We start from the raw sequence: 17814 nt of genomic DNA on the forward strand, positions 1-17814 counted from the left end.
CACGCGAGTCCCTTGACCCGGCTACCGCTCGACGGGACGCCGGTGCTCGTCCTCCGGCTCGGGGGCGAGCAGCGCCTCCGGAGCGGCCGCCACGGTCGGCACGTCGGGTGCCGTCCGCTGCTCGAGGGAGCGCCCCCAGGCCGTGCCCGCGAGGATCAGCGCGATGCCGAGGAAGCCGACCGGCGCGATCGGGTCGCGGGCGAGCGCGACTCCGACGACCGCGGCCCACACCGGCTCGGTGCCCAGCAGGAGGCTGACGCGGGAGGGGGAGGTGCGGCGGACCGCCCACGTCTGCACGAGGAAGCCGAAGACGGTGCAGACCAGGACGAGGTAGAGGAACAGGCCGGCGCCCACGGGGTCGAGCCCCGCGACGTACTCGGGGATCGGCACGCCGACGACGAGCGACGCGGCGCTGAAGACGACGGCGCAGGTGCCGAGCTGCACCGTGGTCAGGCGGAGGGAGTCCATCGGCGCCCGCGCCGAGAGGCGGTGCATCGACGTGACGTGCACGGCCCGCACGACGGCGGCGCCGAGGATCAGCAGGTCACCGGGGGAGAGCGGGCGGAGGGCGCCGTTGCCCGCGAGCAGCGCGACCCCGACGACCGCGACGAGGCATGCGAGCAGGAAGCGGCCCGGGAGCCGGCGCTTCGAGACGGCGGAGTCGAGGATCGGCGTGATCACGATCGTCAGGCTGATGATGAGGCCCGCGTTGGTGGCGGAGGTGCCGGCGATGCCGTAGGTCTCGAGCGCGAAGATCGTCGCGAGCAGCGCCCCGATGGTCACGCCGACCCGCCACTCCGCCGCGGTGATCCGGTGCCGCCGCGCCGCGACGATCACGGCCAGGCACAGCGCGGCGAGGGTCATCCGCGAGCCGAGCAGCGCCATCACGCTCAAGTCGGTGACGAGCTCCTTCGCCGCGAAGTAGGTCGAGCCCCAGGAGGCGGCGACCACGAGCAGGAGGAGGTCGACCCGGAAGCGGGAGAGGAGAGCGCGCACGGCTCATCGTGGCGGCACGGAGACCCGAAGGACAAGACTGCATCTTCTTCGCCGACGCGTAAGTTGGAACTCATGGAACTCGGACAGCTCAGGGCTCTGCGGGAGCTCGGCGAGCGCGGGAGCATCGCCGCCGTCGCCGCCGCGATGCGGGTGTCCCCCTCCTCCGTCTCGCAGCAGATCAGCGCGCTGCAGCGCCGCACTCCGACGGCGCTGACCTTCCGCGACGGGCGCCGGACCGCGCTGACCCCCGCCGGCCGCGCTCTCGCGGCGGCCGTGGTCGAGGTGGAGGTGGCGCTCGAGCGCGCGGCCCGGGCGGTCGCGGACTTCGAGGGGGAGCCGAGCGGCACCGTCTCGGTCGCCGCGTTCCACAGCGCGGGGCTGGCGATGTTCGGCCCGCTGCTGGAGGCGCTGCGCGCACCGGGTCGGCCGGGCGTCGCGCTCGCCGACTTCGACGTGGCGCAGAGCGCCTTCGCCGGGCTGACCGCGGATCACGACCTGGTCGTCGCGCACCGGCTCGCCGGCAGCGCCGAGTGGCCCGGGACCGTGCGCTCCACGCCCCTCCTCTTCGAGCCGCTCGACCTCGCGCTCCGCCGCGACCATCCGCTCGCCGCGAAGGACGTCGTCCGTCCCGCCGACCTCCGCGACGAGGAGTGGGTCGCGGTGCACGAGGGCTTCCCCCTGGAGCGGGCGATCGACGCCATCGCGGTCCTCGCGGGCGGCGACGCGCGCATCCCGCACCGGATCAACGACTTCCTGGTCGCGGCGGCGGTCGTGTCGGCGGGCGACGGCGTCGCGCTGCTGCCGCGGTACACGACCGACTTGCGGCGCACGCCGGAGGTGGTGCTGCGGCCGCTCGGGATCCCGGGGCTCGGCCGTCACATCGACTGCCTCGCCCGGCCCGAGACGCTGGAGCGCTCGGCCGTGCGGGCCGTGCTCGAGCAGCTGACCGGGATCGCCGCGGGGCTCGCCGCCGCGCCGTAGCATCGTGCCGTGCACCGCCTGATCGAGACCACGGCCGGAGACCCGGCAGCCACGGACCTCTTCGCCCTGCAGGAGGCCGACCTCCTCGCCCGCTACGGCGGCGACGACACCGGTCCGCGTCCGCCCGCCGACGCTCCGACCCTGCTGCTCGAGGTCGACGGCGGGCTCGTCGGCTGCGTGGCGCTCGCGGTCGAGGACGGGATCGGCGAGATCAAGCGGATGTTCGTGGTGAGCGCCGCGCGGGGCCGCGGGCTCAGTCGCGTGCTGCTCGCCGGCGTCGAGCGGCTGGCGGCCCGCGAGGGCGTGGAGCTGCTCCGACTGGTCACCGGCACGGAGCAGCCGGAAGCGATGGCGCTCTACGCGAGCGCCGGCTACGACCCGATCGCGGGCTACGGCTACTGGGGCGACGAGCCGAGCGCGCGCTGCTACGCGAAGCGGCTCGACCGCGAGGCGCTGCTCGCCGACGCGGGCTGACGCCGGGCTGGCGCTGGGCTGATGCCGGGCTGGCCGTTCGGCCGTCGGGGCGTGACGCCGGGCTGACGCCGGGCTGCCCGTTCGGCCGTCGCGGGCCGGCGCCGGACTGACGTCGGGTTCTGCGCTCGGCCGTCGCGGGCTCTCCGGGCCGCTCGGTCCGGGGTGCTCGCGAGTCGGGCCGCCCGCTCGGAGGGTCCGTATCGGCGAGTCCGACGGGGCATCTGTGACGTCGTCCACGACTGGTCGGCGCTGCGGAGAAGCTGCTGAGGATGAGGCGCGGGAGGCGCGGCGCGCCGCCTCAGGGCAGGTTCGCGCCAGAGCGGCCTCGAGCGGCGTGCCCCGTCGCGGAGCAGGCGACTCTGTCGGAGCGGCACGGGCATCCTCCCGCGCCTCTCACCCGACTCTGCCCCCGATACCCAGGGGTGCACGATGACAGAAGGACTCCGATGCAGAACGAAGACACCAGCACGCCGACCGGCGCCCCCGATCGTCTGACCCAGCGCCGAACCGTGGTGAAGGGCGCCGCATGGGCGATTCCTGTTGTGGCCGCCTCGATCGCCGCTCCGATGGCGTCGGCCTCAACCGCCCCCCAGTGCGCCCTGCAGGACGCGCAGCGCATCGACGCCACCTCGACCACCGCGCTCGCGGCCCGGACGATCCCCGTGCCCGCGGGAACCCAGTGGGTCCGCTTCACGGCGGTCGGCGGAGACGGCGGCGGCGTCCGCACCGGGTCGGACGTCACCAGCGCCGGTGCGCGGGTGACGGGCACCATCCCCGTCGACGCGCTCGGCGGAGCGTCCGAGATCGTCATCACCGCGGGCTCGGGCGGCAGCAACCAGGCCGGCGGCCGGGGGCTCGGCAACGGCGGGGCTCCGGGCACTCCGGGCTACATCGGCTCCGGAGGAGGGGGCGGGGCCAGCGGGATCACCGCCGCGGGCTCCCTGCTCGTCATCGCGGGCGGCGGCGGCGGTAGCGCAGCCGGCTTCACCTCGAACGACTTCACCCGGTCCGCCCGCGTCGGGCCGAACGCGGGGTCCGGCGGTCCCGCCGGCGGCTCCGGCTACGAGAGCGCCGTCTCGCGCGCGGACAGCAGCACCGGCTCCACCGAGCAGGCCCGGAGCACTGGCGGAAGCCAGACCGGGCCGGGGCAGCCCGGTGTGACGACGGTCAACGTGACCGAGACGGTTCTCGGCAGCCCGGGCTCCGGGCGCGACGGCGGTGCCGGCGCAGCCAGGACGAACGCGAGCCGCCAGGTGACCTACGCGTCCGGTGGTGGCGGCGGCGGCTACTTCGGCGGTGCCGGCGGCGGCACCTCCCTGTGGGTGCGCGGTGGCGGCTCCTACGCGGCCAACGCGTCGACGGGCGCAGGAGGCAGCAGCTTCGCCGCGTCCGGCGTGACCGTCGAGAACTCCGACGTCGACACCCGTTCGCAGACGATGGGCTACGTGGAGGTCGCCTTCTTCGTCTGCGAGTAGCGCCTGCCCGAAGGCCAGGTGAGCCTCCGTGGTCGCACGCTCCGGCGTGCGACCACGGAGGCTCGTCGTCGTCACCGTCCGCTCCACGTCGTCCCCGTCCTCCTGATGTCTCATCACCATATCAGTATGGGACAGGAGGCGCCAGCCCTCACTCCTCCTGCGGCTCCGCGCCGTCGTGCTGCAGGCGCACCAGGACGCGGCGGAGGTGCATCGCCGCGAGGACGCCGGGCCCGAGGGTCCGGGAGGTCGCGGCGGTCCGCTCGTCGACGACCTGCACGAGGTGCCGGATCGCGCGGGCCGCGCCCCCGATCGCCCGGTGCGCGGCGGGGGAGCCGGCGTCGTCGCGGTCGATCGCGTCGGCGACCGCCCGGCAGGCCTCGCTCAGCGGCGGGCCGAGGGCCGGATCGAACGGGAGCGCGCCCGGCCGCTCCCAGATGGTGTCCGCGAGGGCGCCGCTCAGATCGCGGACGTGGAAGAGGATCGCGTCGAGCGTCTCGAGGCGGAGGTGGTCGGGTCGGGAGTCGCGCCGGTGCAGCAGCGCGCGCGGGTTGCCCTTGCGGCTCTCGTCCGCGTCCGCGAGGGCCGCGCGGACCTCCTCCGCCGTCCGGGCCAGCTCCTCGCCGTTGCGCGCCCACGCCTCGTGCTCGGGCGGCCACGTCTCCTCGAGCGCGGCGGCCAGCTGGCGCAGGTGCTCCGCGAGCTCGCGCTGGAACGCGTCGACCCGGGCGGACGCCGCCTCGACGGTGAGCCCGGGGGCGACGACCACGTTCACCAGCAGCCCCACCGCCACGCCCACCGCCATCTGCACGAGGTAGCCGAGGGAGTAGTCCTCGGCGTCGGCCCCGCCGATGATCAGCACGAAGAGGGCCGCCATCGGCACGTACTCGCGGCCCGCGCCGAACCACCCCGTCCCCGAGAGGACCACGCCGATCCCGACGACGAGCGGGATCGTCCACCAGGTCGGGCCGACGGTGACCACCACGAGGGCGGCGAGCCCGATCCCCGCCGCCAGGCCGAGCAGGGTCTGCAGTCCGGTGCGGACCGAGCCCATCAGGGTCGGGTACATGCTGACCAGGGCGCCGAGCGGCGCGTAGTACGGGTACTGCTCCGCGACTCCGGGAGCGAGCGGCGCGACGGCCCAGGCGATGCCGACCGCCAGCGCCGTCTTGAGAGCCAGCATCAGGCGCGAGCCGGTGACCGCCTCCCGCCAGGCGAGGGCGGCGCGGGACGTCCGGGTGCGGGGCATCCCGGCACCCTAGGCGAGGGGCGCGGCCCGTCTCTCCCCTCTTGACAGCGGCGGCGGAGGTGCGGAGTGGCGGCAGAGGAGGGCCGGGAACGGCGGCTCGGGAAGGCAGTGCTGTTCGCAACTCAAGGGCGAACGTCCTATCCGGCCCTCCTGATCCGCGCCGTTCCGCGGGGCACCGCGAATCCTTCCTCCGTGACGAACGCGACCGCGGGGACCGCAGGTGCCGCGAGCCGATGCCACCCCCTCTGACGGGGGCCGTTGAGTTTGCGCAAACGTCCTGTTACCGTGAACAAACCGTGCAGCCGGCGGCGTCGGAGACCTCGAGGTGGAGGTCGCGCCGGATCCTGCGAGTCACGGCCAGTCCTTCTCCGAGGTCCACCGGGCCTCTCTCCGCGGCGCCCTCCGGCGCCTCTCTCCGCGGCGCCCTCCGGCGCCTCCCCGGAGCCCTCCGCCCCCGGGGGCGCGCCGCTCACGGTGCGTCTCCGGGCCCCACGCCGCCCCCTGACGATGGAGTCACGATGACGACCGCACCGACGCCCGCCGACACCGAGCGCCCCCGATCCGCGGGGCTCCGGCGCCGCCTCACGGCCGGGCTGCTGATCCTGCTCGCCGCGGTGGTGGCCCTGCCCTTCACCGCCGCCTCCCCGGCCGTCGCCCTCGGCGAGCCGACCTTCACCAACCCGATCGCTCCGGACACCGCCGATCCCACGATCGAGTTCCACGACGGCAACTACTACATGGTCGCGACGACCTGGGACAACCGCGTCGTGATGCGGAAGGCGCCCACCCTCGCGGCGCTCGGCACCACCGCCCCGACCACCGTCTACACCGACACGAACCCCGGCCGGAACGCCAACATGTGGGCGCCGGAGCTGCAGCGGCTCCAGGGCCCGAACGGCTGGCGCTGGTACCTCATGTACACGATGGGGACCGCGGGGAACTTCGACGGCCAGCACCTGCAGGTGATCGAGAGCGCCGGGGACGACCCGATGGGCCCGTACACCTACAAGGGCCGCCCCGTGCCGACCGACCGGTGGAACATCGACGGCGCGTACCTGGAGCTGAACGGCGAGCTGTTCATGACCTGGTCCGAGTTCCAGCCCGGGAACGGCCTCCAGAGCAACTACATCGCCCGGATGTCGGACCCGTGGACCGCGACCAGCACCGGCACCGTCCTCTCGGAGCCGGTCGAGCCGTGGGAGACCATCGGCATGCCCGTCAACGAGGGACCGATCCCGCTGCAGAAGGACGGCCGCACCTGGATCGTCTACTCGGCGAGCTTCTGCGGCACCGAGGACTACCAGCTGGGCACCCTCGAGTACGACGGCACCGGCGACCCGGTTCTCGCTTCCTCCTGGACCAAGAGCGACGGACCCGTCTTCTCGAAGGCGAACGGCGAGTACGGCACCGGTCACAACGACTTCTTCGACTCGCCCGACGGCACCGAGACCTGGAACCTGTACCACGCGAACCCCGGCCCGAACGACGGCTGCAGCCGCCAGCGCTCGGCCCGCGCGCACATCGTGGAGTGGACGGCGACCGGCGAGCCCGACTTCGGCGCTCCGCTCGGCACCGCGGCCCGCATCCCCGTCCCCAGCGGCGAGAACGCCCCGATCACCGCTCGCGTCGAGGGCGCCCCGTGGCAGCTCGTCAGCCGCAGCACCGGCCTCTGCGCCACCGTCTCCTCCGCGCAGAGCGGTGACGGCGCCGGCGTCGTGCAGGGCTCCTGCTCGACCCCGCGCGCGAACTGGATGCTCGACGCCACCGGCGAGGGCACCCTCCGCGTGATGAACGCCTCGAGCGGCAAGGCGCTCGGACCGGTCGGCTGCGCCACCGGAACCGCCGGGCTCCAGCAGTCCGCATGGCTCACCACGAGCTGCCAGCAGTGGACGGTCGCCCCGGCCACCGGCGGCTACTCGACCCTGACGAACCGCACCAGCGGCAAGCTGCTGGAGGCGTCCGGCTCGACCGTCCGCCAGGCGGCCGCCACCTCCGCCGCGGCTCAGGAGTGGGTGCTGCGCCCCGCCGGACCCGTCGCCGTCACGTCCTTCGTCACCGGCAAGTCCTTCGACCTGCCGAACTGCTCCACGGCCGACGGCGCCCTGCTCCAGCAGCAGGACTGGCTCGGCTCGCCCTGCCAGCGCGTCACCTTCGGCTCCGCCGCCGACGGCGCGCTCGAGATGCACCCCGTCTCGGCCGCCGCCAAGTGCCTCGCGGTCACCGGAGGCTCCACCGCCGACGGCGCGACCGTCACCCAGGGCGCGTGCGGCGTCACGGGCAGCAGCTGGCGCCTCCGCCCGGGCAACGACGGCACCGTCGAGCTGCGGGCCGCGCACAGCGGCAAGGCGCTCGACCTGTCGAACTGCTCCGCGCAGAACGGAACCAGGATCGGTCAGTGGAGCGTCCTGAACAACGACTGCCAGCGCTTCCGCGTCTCGCTCGGCGCCCCGGCGTCGACGGTGCCGCTGCAGCCGGTGGCGACCTCGGCCGCGCGGTGCGTCGCCGGCAAGGTCGTCGTCACCACGGTCGTGAGGAACGCGGACGACCTGCCCGTCGACGTCACGATCGGCACCGGTACCGCGGCGAAGCGGGTCACCGCGCTCGCCGGCGGAGTGAGCACGTCGACCGCCGTGACGACCCGTCAGACGAGCGTCCCGGCCGGATCCACGACGGTCGCCGTCGCGGGCACCGACGACGCCGGCCGCACCGCGACCGTCACCGCGAGCCACCCCGCGCTCACCTGCGGCTGACCCCCTCCTGCCGGTCGAGCAGCCGGCGCAGCGGCGTATCGAGACCTCCTGCTCCGTGCACGGGTCTCGATACGCCCCTCACGGGGCTCCGCACCAGCAAGGACTCCGCCGTCTGAGCCGCCCCCTCTGCCGGTCGAGCAGCCGCTCAGCGGCGTGTCGGGACCCCCGTGCTCCGCACGCAGGTCCCGACACGTCCCTGACGGCGCTGCTCGACCCAGCAGGGCCCTGCACCCCGAGACCCTCCCCTCGAACAGCACCACTCCACTGAAGGAGCACCATGCCCCCCACCACCACACCCGCGCGGCGAGCGCCGCTGCGCGCAGCGCTCGCCGCGCTCGGCCTCGGAGCAGTGCTGCTCTCGGGCCTCGTCGCCCCTGCTCCGGCCGCGCAGGCGGCCGATGCCGTGATCCCGCAGCAGGGCCTCCTCGCCGACTACCGGTTCACCCAGACCACCGGCAGCACGGTCCCGAACACCGTGAGCGGAGGCGTGGGAGCCGCCACCGTCCGCAACGCGACCGACGCGCTCTGGACCGGCACGTCGCTCCGCCTCACCGGCGGCCCCAAGAGCAGCACCACGGCCCCCTGGGTGCAGCTGCCCGCGAACCTGCTGACCGGCCGCTCGTCGGCCACCGTCACGATCGAGACCCGCGCCGACGCGTCGATGCTCTCGAACTTCCACTTCCTGTGGAACATCGGCAGCGACAGCACGAACCAGTACTGGTTCGCGTCCGTCCGCGACCGCGTGCGCACCGCGATCACGACCAGCGGAGGGAACGGCGAGAACAACGCCCGCAGCGCCTCCGCCCTCACCGCCGACCGCTGGTACAGCCTCACCTCGGTGATCGACGGCAGCGCCGGCACGATCTCGTTCTTCGTCGACGGCGTCCGGGTCGCCTCGGCGCCCACCGCCCTGCGCCCCTCGTCGGTGGCCGACCAGTCGCTGAACACGATCGGCCGCGCACCGTACCCCGACCCGTTCTACACGGGCGAGGTCTCGGCGTTCCGCGTCTACGACCGCGCGCTCACCGGGGCGGAGGTGGTGGCCGTGTCGACCGTCGACGCGAAGCCGCACGCCTCCACGTTCTCCCCGATCGCCGCCGCCGTGCTGGCCGGGGTCGCCCCGCTCACCGTCGACGACTCGACCACGAACCTGCCCGACTACGGGGGAGCGGTGACCTGGTCCTCCAGCGACCCGACCCTGCGCGTCTCGGCCGACGGCCGCACCCTCAGCGCCGACCGCCCCGCCGTGGGCCAGGCCGCGCGCGCCTCGACGCTCACCGCGACGGCGTCGATCCGCGGAGTCGTGCAGACCCGCTCGATCGCCGTGACCGTCGAGCCGCAGGTCGGCGTCGACACCCCCTACGGCTACCTGATGGTCCACTTCGTCGAGGACTCCGAGGGCTACGCCGAGAAGATCTACCTCGACGTCTCCCGCGGCGACGACCCCGAGAAGTGGGACCCGCTGAACGGCGCGAAGCCGATCCTGGCCTCCGACCTCGGCACCACCGGCGTCCGGGACCCGTACCTGACCTACAACCCCGACACGAAGAAGTACTACATCATCGCCACGGACCTCCGCGTCTTCGGCGGCGACCGGGGCCCCAGCACCTGCGACACCTGGTGCTACTGGACCACCGAGGGCAGCACGAAGATGAACGTCTGGGAGTCGAGCGACCTCGTGTCGTGGAGCGACGTCCGCCAGTTCGACGTGGCGCTCGACGCCGCGGGGACGAAGAAGCTCGAAGCCGGCATGATGTGGGCTCCCGAGGCCACGTGGGTGCCGGACTACGCGGGACCCGGCAAGGGCGCGTTCGTCGTCTACTGGTCCTCGACGGTCTACCCGACCGCGGCGCACACGCCGGGCACCGGATCCTCCCGCGTGCTCTGGGGAGCGACCACGGACTTCACGCAGGCCACCTACTCGTACGGCGGCACCTTCATCGACACCGGGGCCGACACGATCGACACCACGCTGATCCAGGACTCCGGCACGACCTACCGGATCTCGAAGGACAACGGCACCGGCAAGGGCATCTACATGGAGTCGACCACCTCGGCGACCTGGTGGCTGCCGACGACCTCGTGGACGCAGATCCAGTCGCGCATCGGCGCGGTGTGGTCCGGCGGCGACCCCGGCGGGGTCGAGGGCCCCGCGGTGTTCAAGGACCACGGCGAGGACACCTGGTACCTGTATGTCGACGTGATCCCCGCGACCGGCTACAGGCCGATGGTGACGAACGACCTCGACGCGGGCTGGACCCAGCTGACCGACCCGGGCTTCTCGCTCGCCTCGTCGACCAAGCACGGCGGCATCGTCTCGCTGACCGCGGGGCAGTACGCCGAGGTCCGCTCGGCCGACGCCGCCTCCGCGGTCCGCTCGGACCTCGGCGAGGTGACGGTCGCCTCCGGCGGCGACGCCGCGGCGGCTCTGCCCGCCCGCGCCGACGTCGTGCTCGCCTACAACCGCGGCACCGCCTCGCAGCCGGTCACCTGGAACACCTCCGCGGTGGCGACGGCGCCCGGCCGCTACTCCGTCACCGGAGTCGTCCGCACGATCGGTGCGAACGACAACCAGTGGGTGGGCGCGAACGGATCGACGGCCTACAACGCCGCCGACCGCCGGCTCTCGAGCTCCACGGCCGTCACGGTCACCGCGACCGTGGTGGTGACGGCACCGACCTCGACGCTCACCGCGTCCACCCGCTGCGTCGCGGGCAGGGTCGTCCTCTCCGGAGTGGTGAAGAACACGGGCACGACGCCCCTCTCGGTCGTCATCCGCTCGCCGTTCGGCGCCTCGCAGACGCTGACCGCCGCCCCCGGCGCCAGCGCCTCGGCCGCCTTCACCACCCGCCAGGCCTCCGTCCCGGCCGCCTCGCTCACCGCGGGCGCCCTGACCGCGGCCTACCCGGCGCGCACCTGCTGACGCACGCGCGCCGCTGACGCCGAGACGGCCCGCCCCCGCCGAGACACCGCCCCACCGCGGTGCCCCGGCCGGGAGCGGGCCGTCTCGGCGTCGAGCGCCTCAGCGCTCCGCGCGGGCCGCCCCACATCCCGGCACGGCAGGCTGTACGGATGAGCGCGCCTGGAAACACCGATCCCCTCGACCGCGTCCGCGTGCGCGGCGCCCGCGAGAACAACCTCCGGAGCATCGACGTCGACGTGCCGCGCGACGCCCTCGTCGCCTTCACGGGGGTCTCCGGATCGGGCAAGAGCTCGCTCGCCTTCGGCACGCTCTACGCGGAGGCGCAGCGCCGCTACTTCGAGTCGGTCGCTCCCTACGCGCGGCGGCTGATCGACCAGGTCGGCGTGCCGGACGTCGACTCGATCGAGGGCCTGCCGCCGGCCGTCGCCCTCCCGCAGCGGCGCTCCGGAGGCTCGGCCCGCTCCACGGTCGGCAGTGCGACGACGCTCTCGAGCGTGGTGCGGATGGTGTTCTCGCGCATCGGCGCCTACCCCGAGGGCGCGCCGATGCTGCTCGCAGAGGACTTCTCGGCCAACACCGTGCAGGGCGCGTGCCCCAGCTGCCACGGCATCGGCCGGGTCTACGACGTCCCCGACGAGCTGATGGTGCCGGACGACTCCCTCTCGATCCGCGACGGGGCGCTCGCCGCCTGGCCGACCGCCTGGCACGGCAAGCAGCTGCGCGACAGCCTGATCTCGCTCGGACACGACATCGACGCTCCGTGGCGCGACCTGCCCGCGGAGGACCGCGACTGGATCCTGCACACTCCCGACTCCCCGCAGGTTCCCGTGTGGACCGACCGCTCGCCCGCGGAGGTGCGCGCGTCCGTGGCCGCCGGGGACGAGCCGCGCTACATGAGCACGTTCCTCGGGGTGCGCCGCTATGTGCTCGACACCTTCGCCGGCTCGAAGAGCGCCCGGATGCGCGAGCGCGCGGCCTCGTTCGTCGTCAGCGTCGCGTGCCCGGTGTGCGGCGGCCGGAGGCTGAAGCCCGACGCGCTCGCCGTCACCTTCGAGGGGCTCGACATCACCGAGCTGTCGGCGCTCCCGCTCGAGGAGCTGGTCGTCGTCGCGCGGCGCGTGCTGGAGCCCGGCTGGACCCCGGCCGACGGCGCTCCGCAGACCCGCCTGGCCGCGCAGCGGCTGGTCGAGGACCTCGTCGCCCGCCTCGCGCCGATCGTCGACCTGGGCCTCGGCCACCTCTCGCTCGACCGCTCCACGCCGACGCTCTCCTCGGGGGAGCTCCAGCGGATGCGCCTCGCGACGCAGGTGCTCTCGGGCCTCTTCGGCGTCGTCTTCGTGCTCGACGAGCCGTCCACGGGCCTGCACCCCGCCGACACGGAGGCGCTGCTCGGCATCCTGCGGACCCTGCGGGCGACCGGCAACACCGTCTTCTTCGTCGAGCACTCCCTCGACGTCATCCGCGAGGCCGACTGGATCGTCGACATCGGCCCGGGCGCGGGGTCGGGGGGCGGCACCGTCGTCTACTCCGGCCCGCTCGACGGCCTGCCGGGCGCCCGCGACTCCGTCACCCGCCGCTACCTCTTCCCCGAGGGCGACCCGGCGCCGCTGCGCTCCCGCCGCACCGCGGAGCAGTGGATCGAGCTCGCCGGCGTCTCGCGGCACACCCTCGACGACCTCTCCGTCGCGTTCCCGGTCGGGGTTCTCACCGCGGTCACCGGCGTCTCCGGATCGGGCAAGTCGACGCTCGTGAACCAGGCGCTGCCCGATCTGCTGCGCGCCTCGCTCCGAGCCGACGTCGCCGAGGACGCGCCGGCCGAGGAGGGCGGGGAGGCGGACCCGCTGCTCGACGCGGCCGCGGCGGCGACCCGCGGCACCGCCTCCGGGCCCGCGGACCGCCTGCGCCGCGTGGTGCAGGTGACCCAGACCCCGATCGGCCGGACCTCGCGCTCGAACGTCGCGACCTACACGGGCCTGTTCGACCGGGTGCGGACGCTCTTCGCGGCCACCCCGGAGGCGAAGCGCCGCCGCTTCTCGGCGAGCCGCTTCTCCTTCAACCTGCCCAGCGGGCGCTGCCCCGTCTGCAAGGGCGAGGGCTCCGTGGAGGTGGAGCTGCTGTTCCTCCCGACCGTCGAGGCGCCCTGCTCGGCGTGCGGCGGCACGCGGTACAACGACGAGACCCTCGAGGTCACCCTGGGCGGCCGGACGATCGCCGACGTCCTCGCGCTGAGCGTCGCCGATGCGCGCGAGGCCTTCGCCGAGGACCGCGAGGTCGCCCGCCACCTCGACGCGCTGGTGGACGTGGGGCTCGGCTACGTCTCGCTCGGCCAGCCGGCGCCCGAGCTGTCCGGGGGAGAGGCGCAGCGGGTGAAGCTCGCCTCGGAGCTGCGTCGCGCCCAGCGCGGGGACACGCTCTACCTGCTCGACGAGCCGACGTCGGGCCTGCACCCCGCCGACGCCGACCGCCTGCTCGAGCACCTGCAGCACCTGGTCGACGCGGGCAACACGGTGATCGTCGTCGAGCACGACATGCGCGTCGTCGCCGACGCGGACTGGGTCGTGGACCTCGGCCCGGGAGCGGGCCGGGCCGGCGGCTCGGTGGTCGCGACGGGCACTCCGGAGGAGGTCGCCGAGGCCGCGGGCAGCCGCACCGCTCCGTACCTCCGGGCGGCTCTGGACCGGCGCCGCTGAGCGCCCGAGGACCCTGTCAGTCCTCTCACCGAAACCTCACCGAAAACTAGTGTTCACGGTAACATTCGAGGCGGCCCGCCCCCCTGGGCCGGATTTCTCAACGACGAGAGGCCTTACGAATGCGACGACGACTCCCCCTGGCCACCGTGGCGGTGATGGCGCTGACGGCGGGTCTCCTGTCGGTCGGCCCCACGGCCCAGGCCGCCCCCACCACCTCGCTCGACGCCGCGAAGGTGCTCGAGCTCCCGTTCGACGGGTCGCTCGCCGACACCAGCGGTCGTGGTACCGCCCTCGGGATGCAGAAGGGCACCGCCTCCTACGGCACCGGCCTGAACGGCCGGGCGTTCGAGTTCACCGGATCGAACGCGATCTCGCTCGGCACTGCGGCGGCGCTGCAGCCCGCCGACCTCACCGTCTCGTTCTGGTACAAGCCGACCAGCGCGATGACCGGTGAGCAGGTCTTCACCTGGAACAAGACCGCCTACAACTCCGACGGCTGGTACCTCACCTCCGAGGGCGACGGCACTCCGCTCGCCCTCTCGATCGGCCCGTCCGGCGGTCAGCCGTACAAGGTCGCCGTCGAGACCGCCCGCTCCGGCTTCTTCCCCGCGGGGGAGTGGACGCACGTGGTCGCCACGTACGACAAGAGCACCAAGGCCGTCGCCTTCTACCGCAACGGGGTGAAGCAGACCGCCGTCGTCAAGACCGCGCCGTCCTCCTCCGCATCCGGCGTCCTCGGCTCCGAGAGCACCTCGACGAAGACCCTCGGCTTCAACGGCCCCCAGTACAACGGCGCGCACCTGCGCGGCCTGCTCGACGACTACGCGCTCTACAACGGCGTCGCGACCACCACCGACGTCGTCGCCCTGACGAAGGCCGGCAACCCCTCCTTCGACCCCGCGAGCATCGCCCGGGCCGACCTCGAGCTGGTCGCCCCGCCCGCGAGCACCAGCACCGGCTTCACCCTGCCCACCGTCGGCGCGAAGGGGTCCGCCCTCAGCTGGACCTCCTCCGACCCGGCGACCGTCGCGATCAGCGGAGGCACGGCCGCGGTCACGCCGCCCACCGGCTCCGCGACGCAGGTCGTCCTCACCGGCTCCGCCACCTACGGGGGCAGCACCGCGGTCACGAAGACCTACACTCTCCAGGTGCAGCCCCGGGGAGTGAAGACGTCGAACTACCTTCTGGAGGCCGGCCTGTCCGACGTCTCCGTGCAGGACCCGTACCTCGAGAACGGGGAGCAGCAGACCGTCGAGTACCTGCTGAGCCTCGATCCCGAGATGTTCCTCTACTCCTTCTACCGCGAGGCCGGGCTCGCCCCGACCACGAGCGGCGGATACGGGGGCTGGGAGCGCGAGAACGGCACCCGGTTCCAGGGCCACTTCTTCGGCCACTACGTGTCCGCGCTCTCGCAGGCCTACGCCACCACCGAGGACCCGACCACGAAGGCCGCCCTGCTCGCGAAGCTCACCGCCTCCGTCGACGGGCTGAAGAAGGTCCAGGACGCCTACGCGCTGAAGGACCCCGCGAACGCCGGCTACGTCTCGCCGTTCCCGACCCGCTACCTCCCCTCGGGCGGCGACGGCCTGCTCGTCCCCTTCTACAACCTGCACAAGGTGCTCGCGGGCCTCCTGGACGCCCACGAGCACGCCCCCGACGCCGTCTCGCAGAAGGCGCTCGTCGTCGCCGGCGGCTTCGGCAGCTGGATCACCGCCTGGGCGGGCCGTCAGGCGAACCCCGGTCAGCTCCTCAACACCGAGTACGGCGGGATGAACGAGGCGCTCTACCGCCTCTACGAGACCACGCACGACCCGGCGCACAAGCGCGCGGCGGAGTACTTCGACGAGACGGCGCTGTTCCGCAAGCTGGCGGACAACGAGGACGTCCTCAACGGGCTGCACGCGAACACCACGATCCCGAAGCTGATCGGCGCGCTGAAGCGCTACCGCGTCTTCACCGACGACCCGGCGCTCTACGCGACGCTGACCGACGCCGAGAAGTCGGACCTCGACATGTACCGCCGCGCCGCCGAGAACTTCTGGCGCATGGTCGACGAGACCCACACCTACGCCAACGGCGGCAACAGCCAGTCCGAGCACTTCCACGCCCCCGGCACCCTCCACGAGTACGCGACCAACGGCCAGACCACCGGCTACGGCGAGAACTCCACCTCCGAGGGCTGCAACATCCACAACATGCTCAAGCTCACCCGGTCGCTGTTCCAGGTGACGGAGGACGTGAAGTACGCCGACTTCTACGAGGAGGCGTTCATCAACGGCGTCCTCTCGGTGCAGAACCCGGACACGGGCATGGTGACCTACTTCCAGCCGCAGACCGCGGGCTACGCGAAGGTCTTCGGGCACGAGCACGACGAGTTCTGGTGCGACCACGGCACCGGCATCGAGAGCTTCACGAAGCTCGGCGACTCGATCTACTTCGAGAAGCCGAAGACCGTCTTCGTGAACCAGTTCCGCTCCTCCGTGCTCCGCTCCCCGGCGAACAACCTGAGGCTGAGCCAGACGGCGGACATCCCCGCCACCGACACCGCGACCCTGCGGGTCGAGGCGCTGGCGGGAGGAGCCGTGGCCGCGGGCACGACCCTGAAGCTGCGCGTCCCGTCCTGGATCGACGGAGCACCGACGCTGACCGTGAACGGCGCGACCCGCACGGTCACGGCCGAGGCCGGCTACGTCTCCGTCGCCGTCGCGGCCGGCGACGTCCTCACCTGGACGCTGCCCGCCGCGGTCGCCGCCGTCGCGGACACCGAGAGCGCCGACTGGACCGCCTTCCGCTACGGACCGGTGCTGCTGGCGACCGAGCTCAACCGCTCGAACGTCGAGGCGTCCTACGTCGCCGGCGTCCTGGTGCGGATGGGCACGGCCGACAAGTCCGTGAACTCGAACATCGTCGTCGGCGACTCCGCGGCCTGGACCTCGGCGATCCGCGACAACCTGGTGCGCCTGCCCGACGGCGCGGACGGCAACGGCCGCACCACGATGCGCTTCGGCATGAAGAACGTCGACGCCGCCTCCGCCGCCCGGGTCTTCACCCCGTACTACAGCCTCTACAACGCCCGCTACGCGACGTACATGACCCTGATCGAGCCCGACTCGGCCGCGGCGCAGGCGCTGATCCGGACTCAGAAGGAGCAGTTGCGCGTCGACGAGACGACCATCGACTCCCTCACCTCGTTCGACAACAACAACAGCGAGGCCGACAAGAACTACAAGACCGCGCGGTCCGGAGTCGGCACCTGGCGCGGGGAGGGCTACCGCGACGGCGAGCGCTCGGCGGAGGCGTACTTCCAGTACGACATGATCGTCGACCCGACCCTGCCGGCCAACCACCTCGGCGTCCGCTACTATGGCGGCGACGCGGGACGCACCTTCGACGTCTACCTCAACGACGTGAAGCTCAAGACCGAGGTGGTCTCGGGAGCGGCCGGAGCGACGAGCTGGTACGTCCAGTACGACCGGATCCCGGCGTCCGTCCTCAGCGGCCTCGCCGCGAAGGACAGCTACAAGCGCGACCAGAGCGGGAAGTACGTGCTCGACGCGCAGGGGCGCAAGATCCCCGTCGTCACGGTGCGCTTCCAGGGCACCGGGTCCAGCTACGTCGGCGGCGTCTTCGGGGTCTACACCACGGAGTCGACCACCTACGCGGTGGACCCGGAGCTGACGAAGCTCTCCTCCGACGTCGGGACGCTCTCGCCGGCGCTCGCCGCCGGGGTGCGGGACCACACCCTGACGGTGCCGGCCGGCACGACCAGCGTCTCGCTCGACCTCGACCCGGCCGTGCCCAGCGGTCTGGTGAAGGTCGACGGCGTGCTGATCGACGACACCCTCCGCCGCACGGTGCCGCTCGCGGCGTCGGGCACGACGAGCGTGGTCGTCGAGTCGTCGGCGCAGGACCACACGACCACCGCGACCTACCGCCTCTCGATCGTCCGCGCCTCCGCGGCGACGGTGCCGACCACCGTGACGGCCACCAGCCGCTGCGTGGCGGGCAAGGTCGTGGTGACGGTCTCCGCTCGGAACGACGCGAAGGTCCCGGCGGCGATCGCCATCGCGTCCTCCTGGGGCTCGAAGTCGTTCACCGGGATCGCTCCGGGGTCGAGCGCGTCCCACGCCTTCACCACCCGCGCCGCCTCGGTGGCCGCGGGCTCGGCGACGGTGACCGCGACGGCCACCCTGGACGGAGCCGCAGTGACGACCACGAAGCAGGCCGCTTACTCCGCTCTCGCCTGCAAGTGACGTGACTGACGACGACGGCCGCCGGG

The 17814-nt window shown here is 73.1% G+C and carries 9 protein-coding genes; 7 read left to right on the top strand and 2 right to left on the bottom strand.

Translation table 11 applies throughout. The annotated features are described in order from the left end of the window. Positions 1–21: 21 nt before the first annotated feature. Entirely contained in the window at positions 22–996 is a 975-nt protein-coding gene (locus tag GTU71_RS14385; protein WP_208543594.1) for a DMT family transporter, read from the bottom strand. Positions 997–1068: 72 nt separating this feature from the next. On the opposite strand from GTU71_RS14385, the gene GTU71_RS14390 reads away from it, so the two are divergent. The 3 genes from GTU71_RS14390 (at position 1069) to GTU71_RS14400 (ending at position 3926) form a co-directional block, all read left to right on the top strand. Next, positions 1069–1977 (top strand): LysR family transcriptional regulator, encoded by a 909-nt coding sequence (locus tag GTU71_RS14390; protein ID WP_104222489.1) that lies wholly within the window; start codon positions 1069–1071, stop codon positions 1975–1977. A 9-nt stretch (positions 1978–1986) separates the two neighbouring features. Further along, positions 1987–2451: a GNAT family N-acetyltransferase gene (locus tag GTU71_RS14395; protein WP_104226986.1), complete on the top strand. Its 465-nt coding sequence runs from the start codon at positions 1987–1989 to the stop codon at positions 2449–2451. A 446-nt stretch (positions 2452–2897) separates the two neighbouring features. Next, on the top strand, positions 2898–3926 hold the full coding sequence (locus GTU71_RS14400) for a hypothetical protein (RefSeq protein ID WP_159940711.1): 1029 nt from the start codon (positions 2898–2900) through the stop codon (positions 3924–3926). A 148-nt stretch (positions 3927–4074) separates the two neighbouring features. Here the strand turns inward: GTU71_RS14400 and GTU71_RS14405 are convergent, their stop codons facing one another. Further along, positions 4075–5172 carry an aromatic acid exporter family protein gene (locus GTU71_RS14405; protein ID WP_159940713.1) on the bottom strand — a complete coding sequence of 366 codons (1098 nt, stop codon included), beginning with the start codon at positions 5170–5172 and terminating at the stop codon, positions 4075–4077. A gap of 518 nt (positions 5173–5690) precedes the next feature. Here GTU71_RS14405 and GTU71_RS14410 point away from each other — a divergent pair. The 4 genes from GTU71_RS14410 to GTU71_RS14425 all read left to right on the top strand — a co-directional run bounded on the left by GTU71_RS14410 (position 5691) and on the right by GTU71_RS14425 (position 17788). Then, entirely contained in the window at positions 5691–7922 is a 2232-nt protein-coding gene (locus tag GTU71_RS14410) for an RICIN domain-containing protein (RefSeq protein WP_104283015.1), read from the top strand. A gap of 277 nt (positions 7923–8199) precedes the next feature. Beyond that, positions 8200–10845: a LamG-like jellyroll fold domain-containing protein gene (locus tag GTU71_RS14415; protein WP_159940715.1), complete on the top strand. Its 2646-nt coding sequence runs from the start codon at positions 8200–8202 to the stop codon at positions 10843–10845. 149 nt (positions 10846–10994) lie between these two features. Next, positions 10995–13535 (top strand): excinuclease ABC subunit UvrA, encoded by a 2541-nt coding sequence (locus GTU71_RS14420; RefSeq protein WP_159940717.1) that lies wholly within the window; start codon positions 10995–10997, stop codon positions 13533–13535. 119 nt (positions 13536–13654) lie between these two features. Further along, entirely contained in the window at positions 13655–17788 is a 4134-nt protein-coding gene (locus GTU71_RS14425; protein WP_159940719.1) for a beta-L-arabinofuranosidase domain-containing protein, read from the top strand. The last annotated feature ends 26 nt before the right edge of the window (positions 17789–17814 follow it).

The organism is Rathayibacter sp. VKM Ac-2762 (genome assembly GCF_009866585.1).
Lineage (GTDB): Bacteria > Actinomycetota > Actinomycetes > Actinomycetales > Microbacteriaceae > Rathayibacter.

What these genes read in the sequence shown, in the direction of transcription:
- GTU71_RS14390 (WP_104222489.1), top strand. Translation starts at nt 1,069, where the DNA reads ATGGAACTCGGACAGCTCAGGGCTCTGCGGGAGCTCGGCGAGCGCGGG.
- GTU71_RS14420 (WP_159940717.1), top strand. Translation starts at nt 10,995, where the DNA reads ATGAGCGCGCCTGGAAACACCGATCCCCTCGACCGCGTCCGCGTGCGC.
- GTU71_RS14410 (WP_104283015.1), top strand. Translation starts at nt 5,691, where the DNA reads ATGACGACCGCACCGACGCCCGCCGACACCGAGCGCCCCCGATCCGCG.
- GTU71_RS14400 (WP_159940711.1), top strand. Translation starts at nt 2,898, where the DNA reads ATGCAGAACGAAGACACCAGCACGCCGACCGGCGCCCCCGATCGTCTG.
- GTU71_RS14405 (WP_159940713.1), bottom strand. Translation starts at nt 5,172, where the DNA reads ATGCCCCGCACCCGGACGTCCCGCGCCGCCCTCGCCTGGCGGGAGGCG.
- GTU71_RS14415 (WP_159940715.1), top strand. Translation starts at nt 8,200, where the DNA reads ATGCCCCCCACCACCACACCCGCGCGGCGAGCGCCGCTGCGCGCAGCG.
- GTU71_RS14425 (WP_159940719.1), top strand. Translation starts at nt 13,655, where the DNA reads ATGCGACGACGACTCCCCCTGGCCACCGTGGCGGTGATGGCGCTGACG.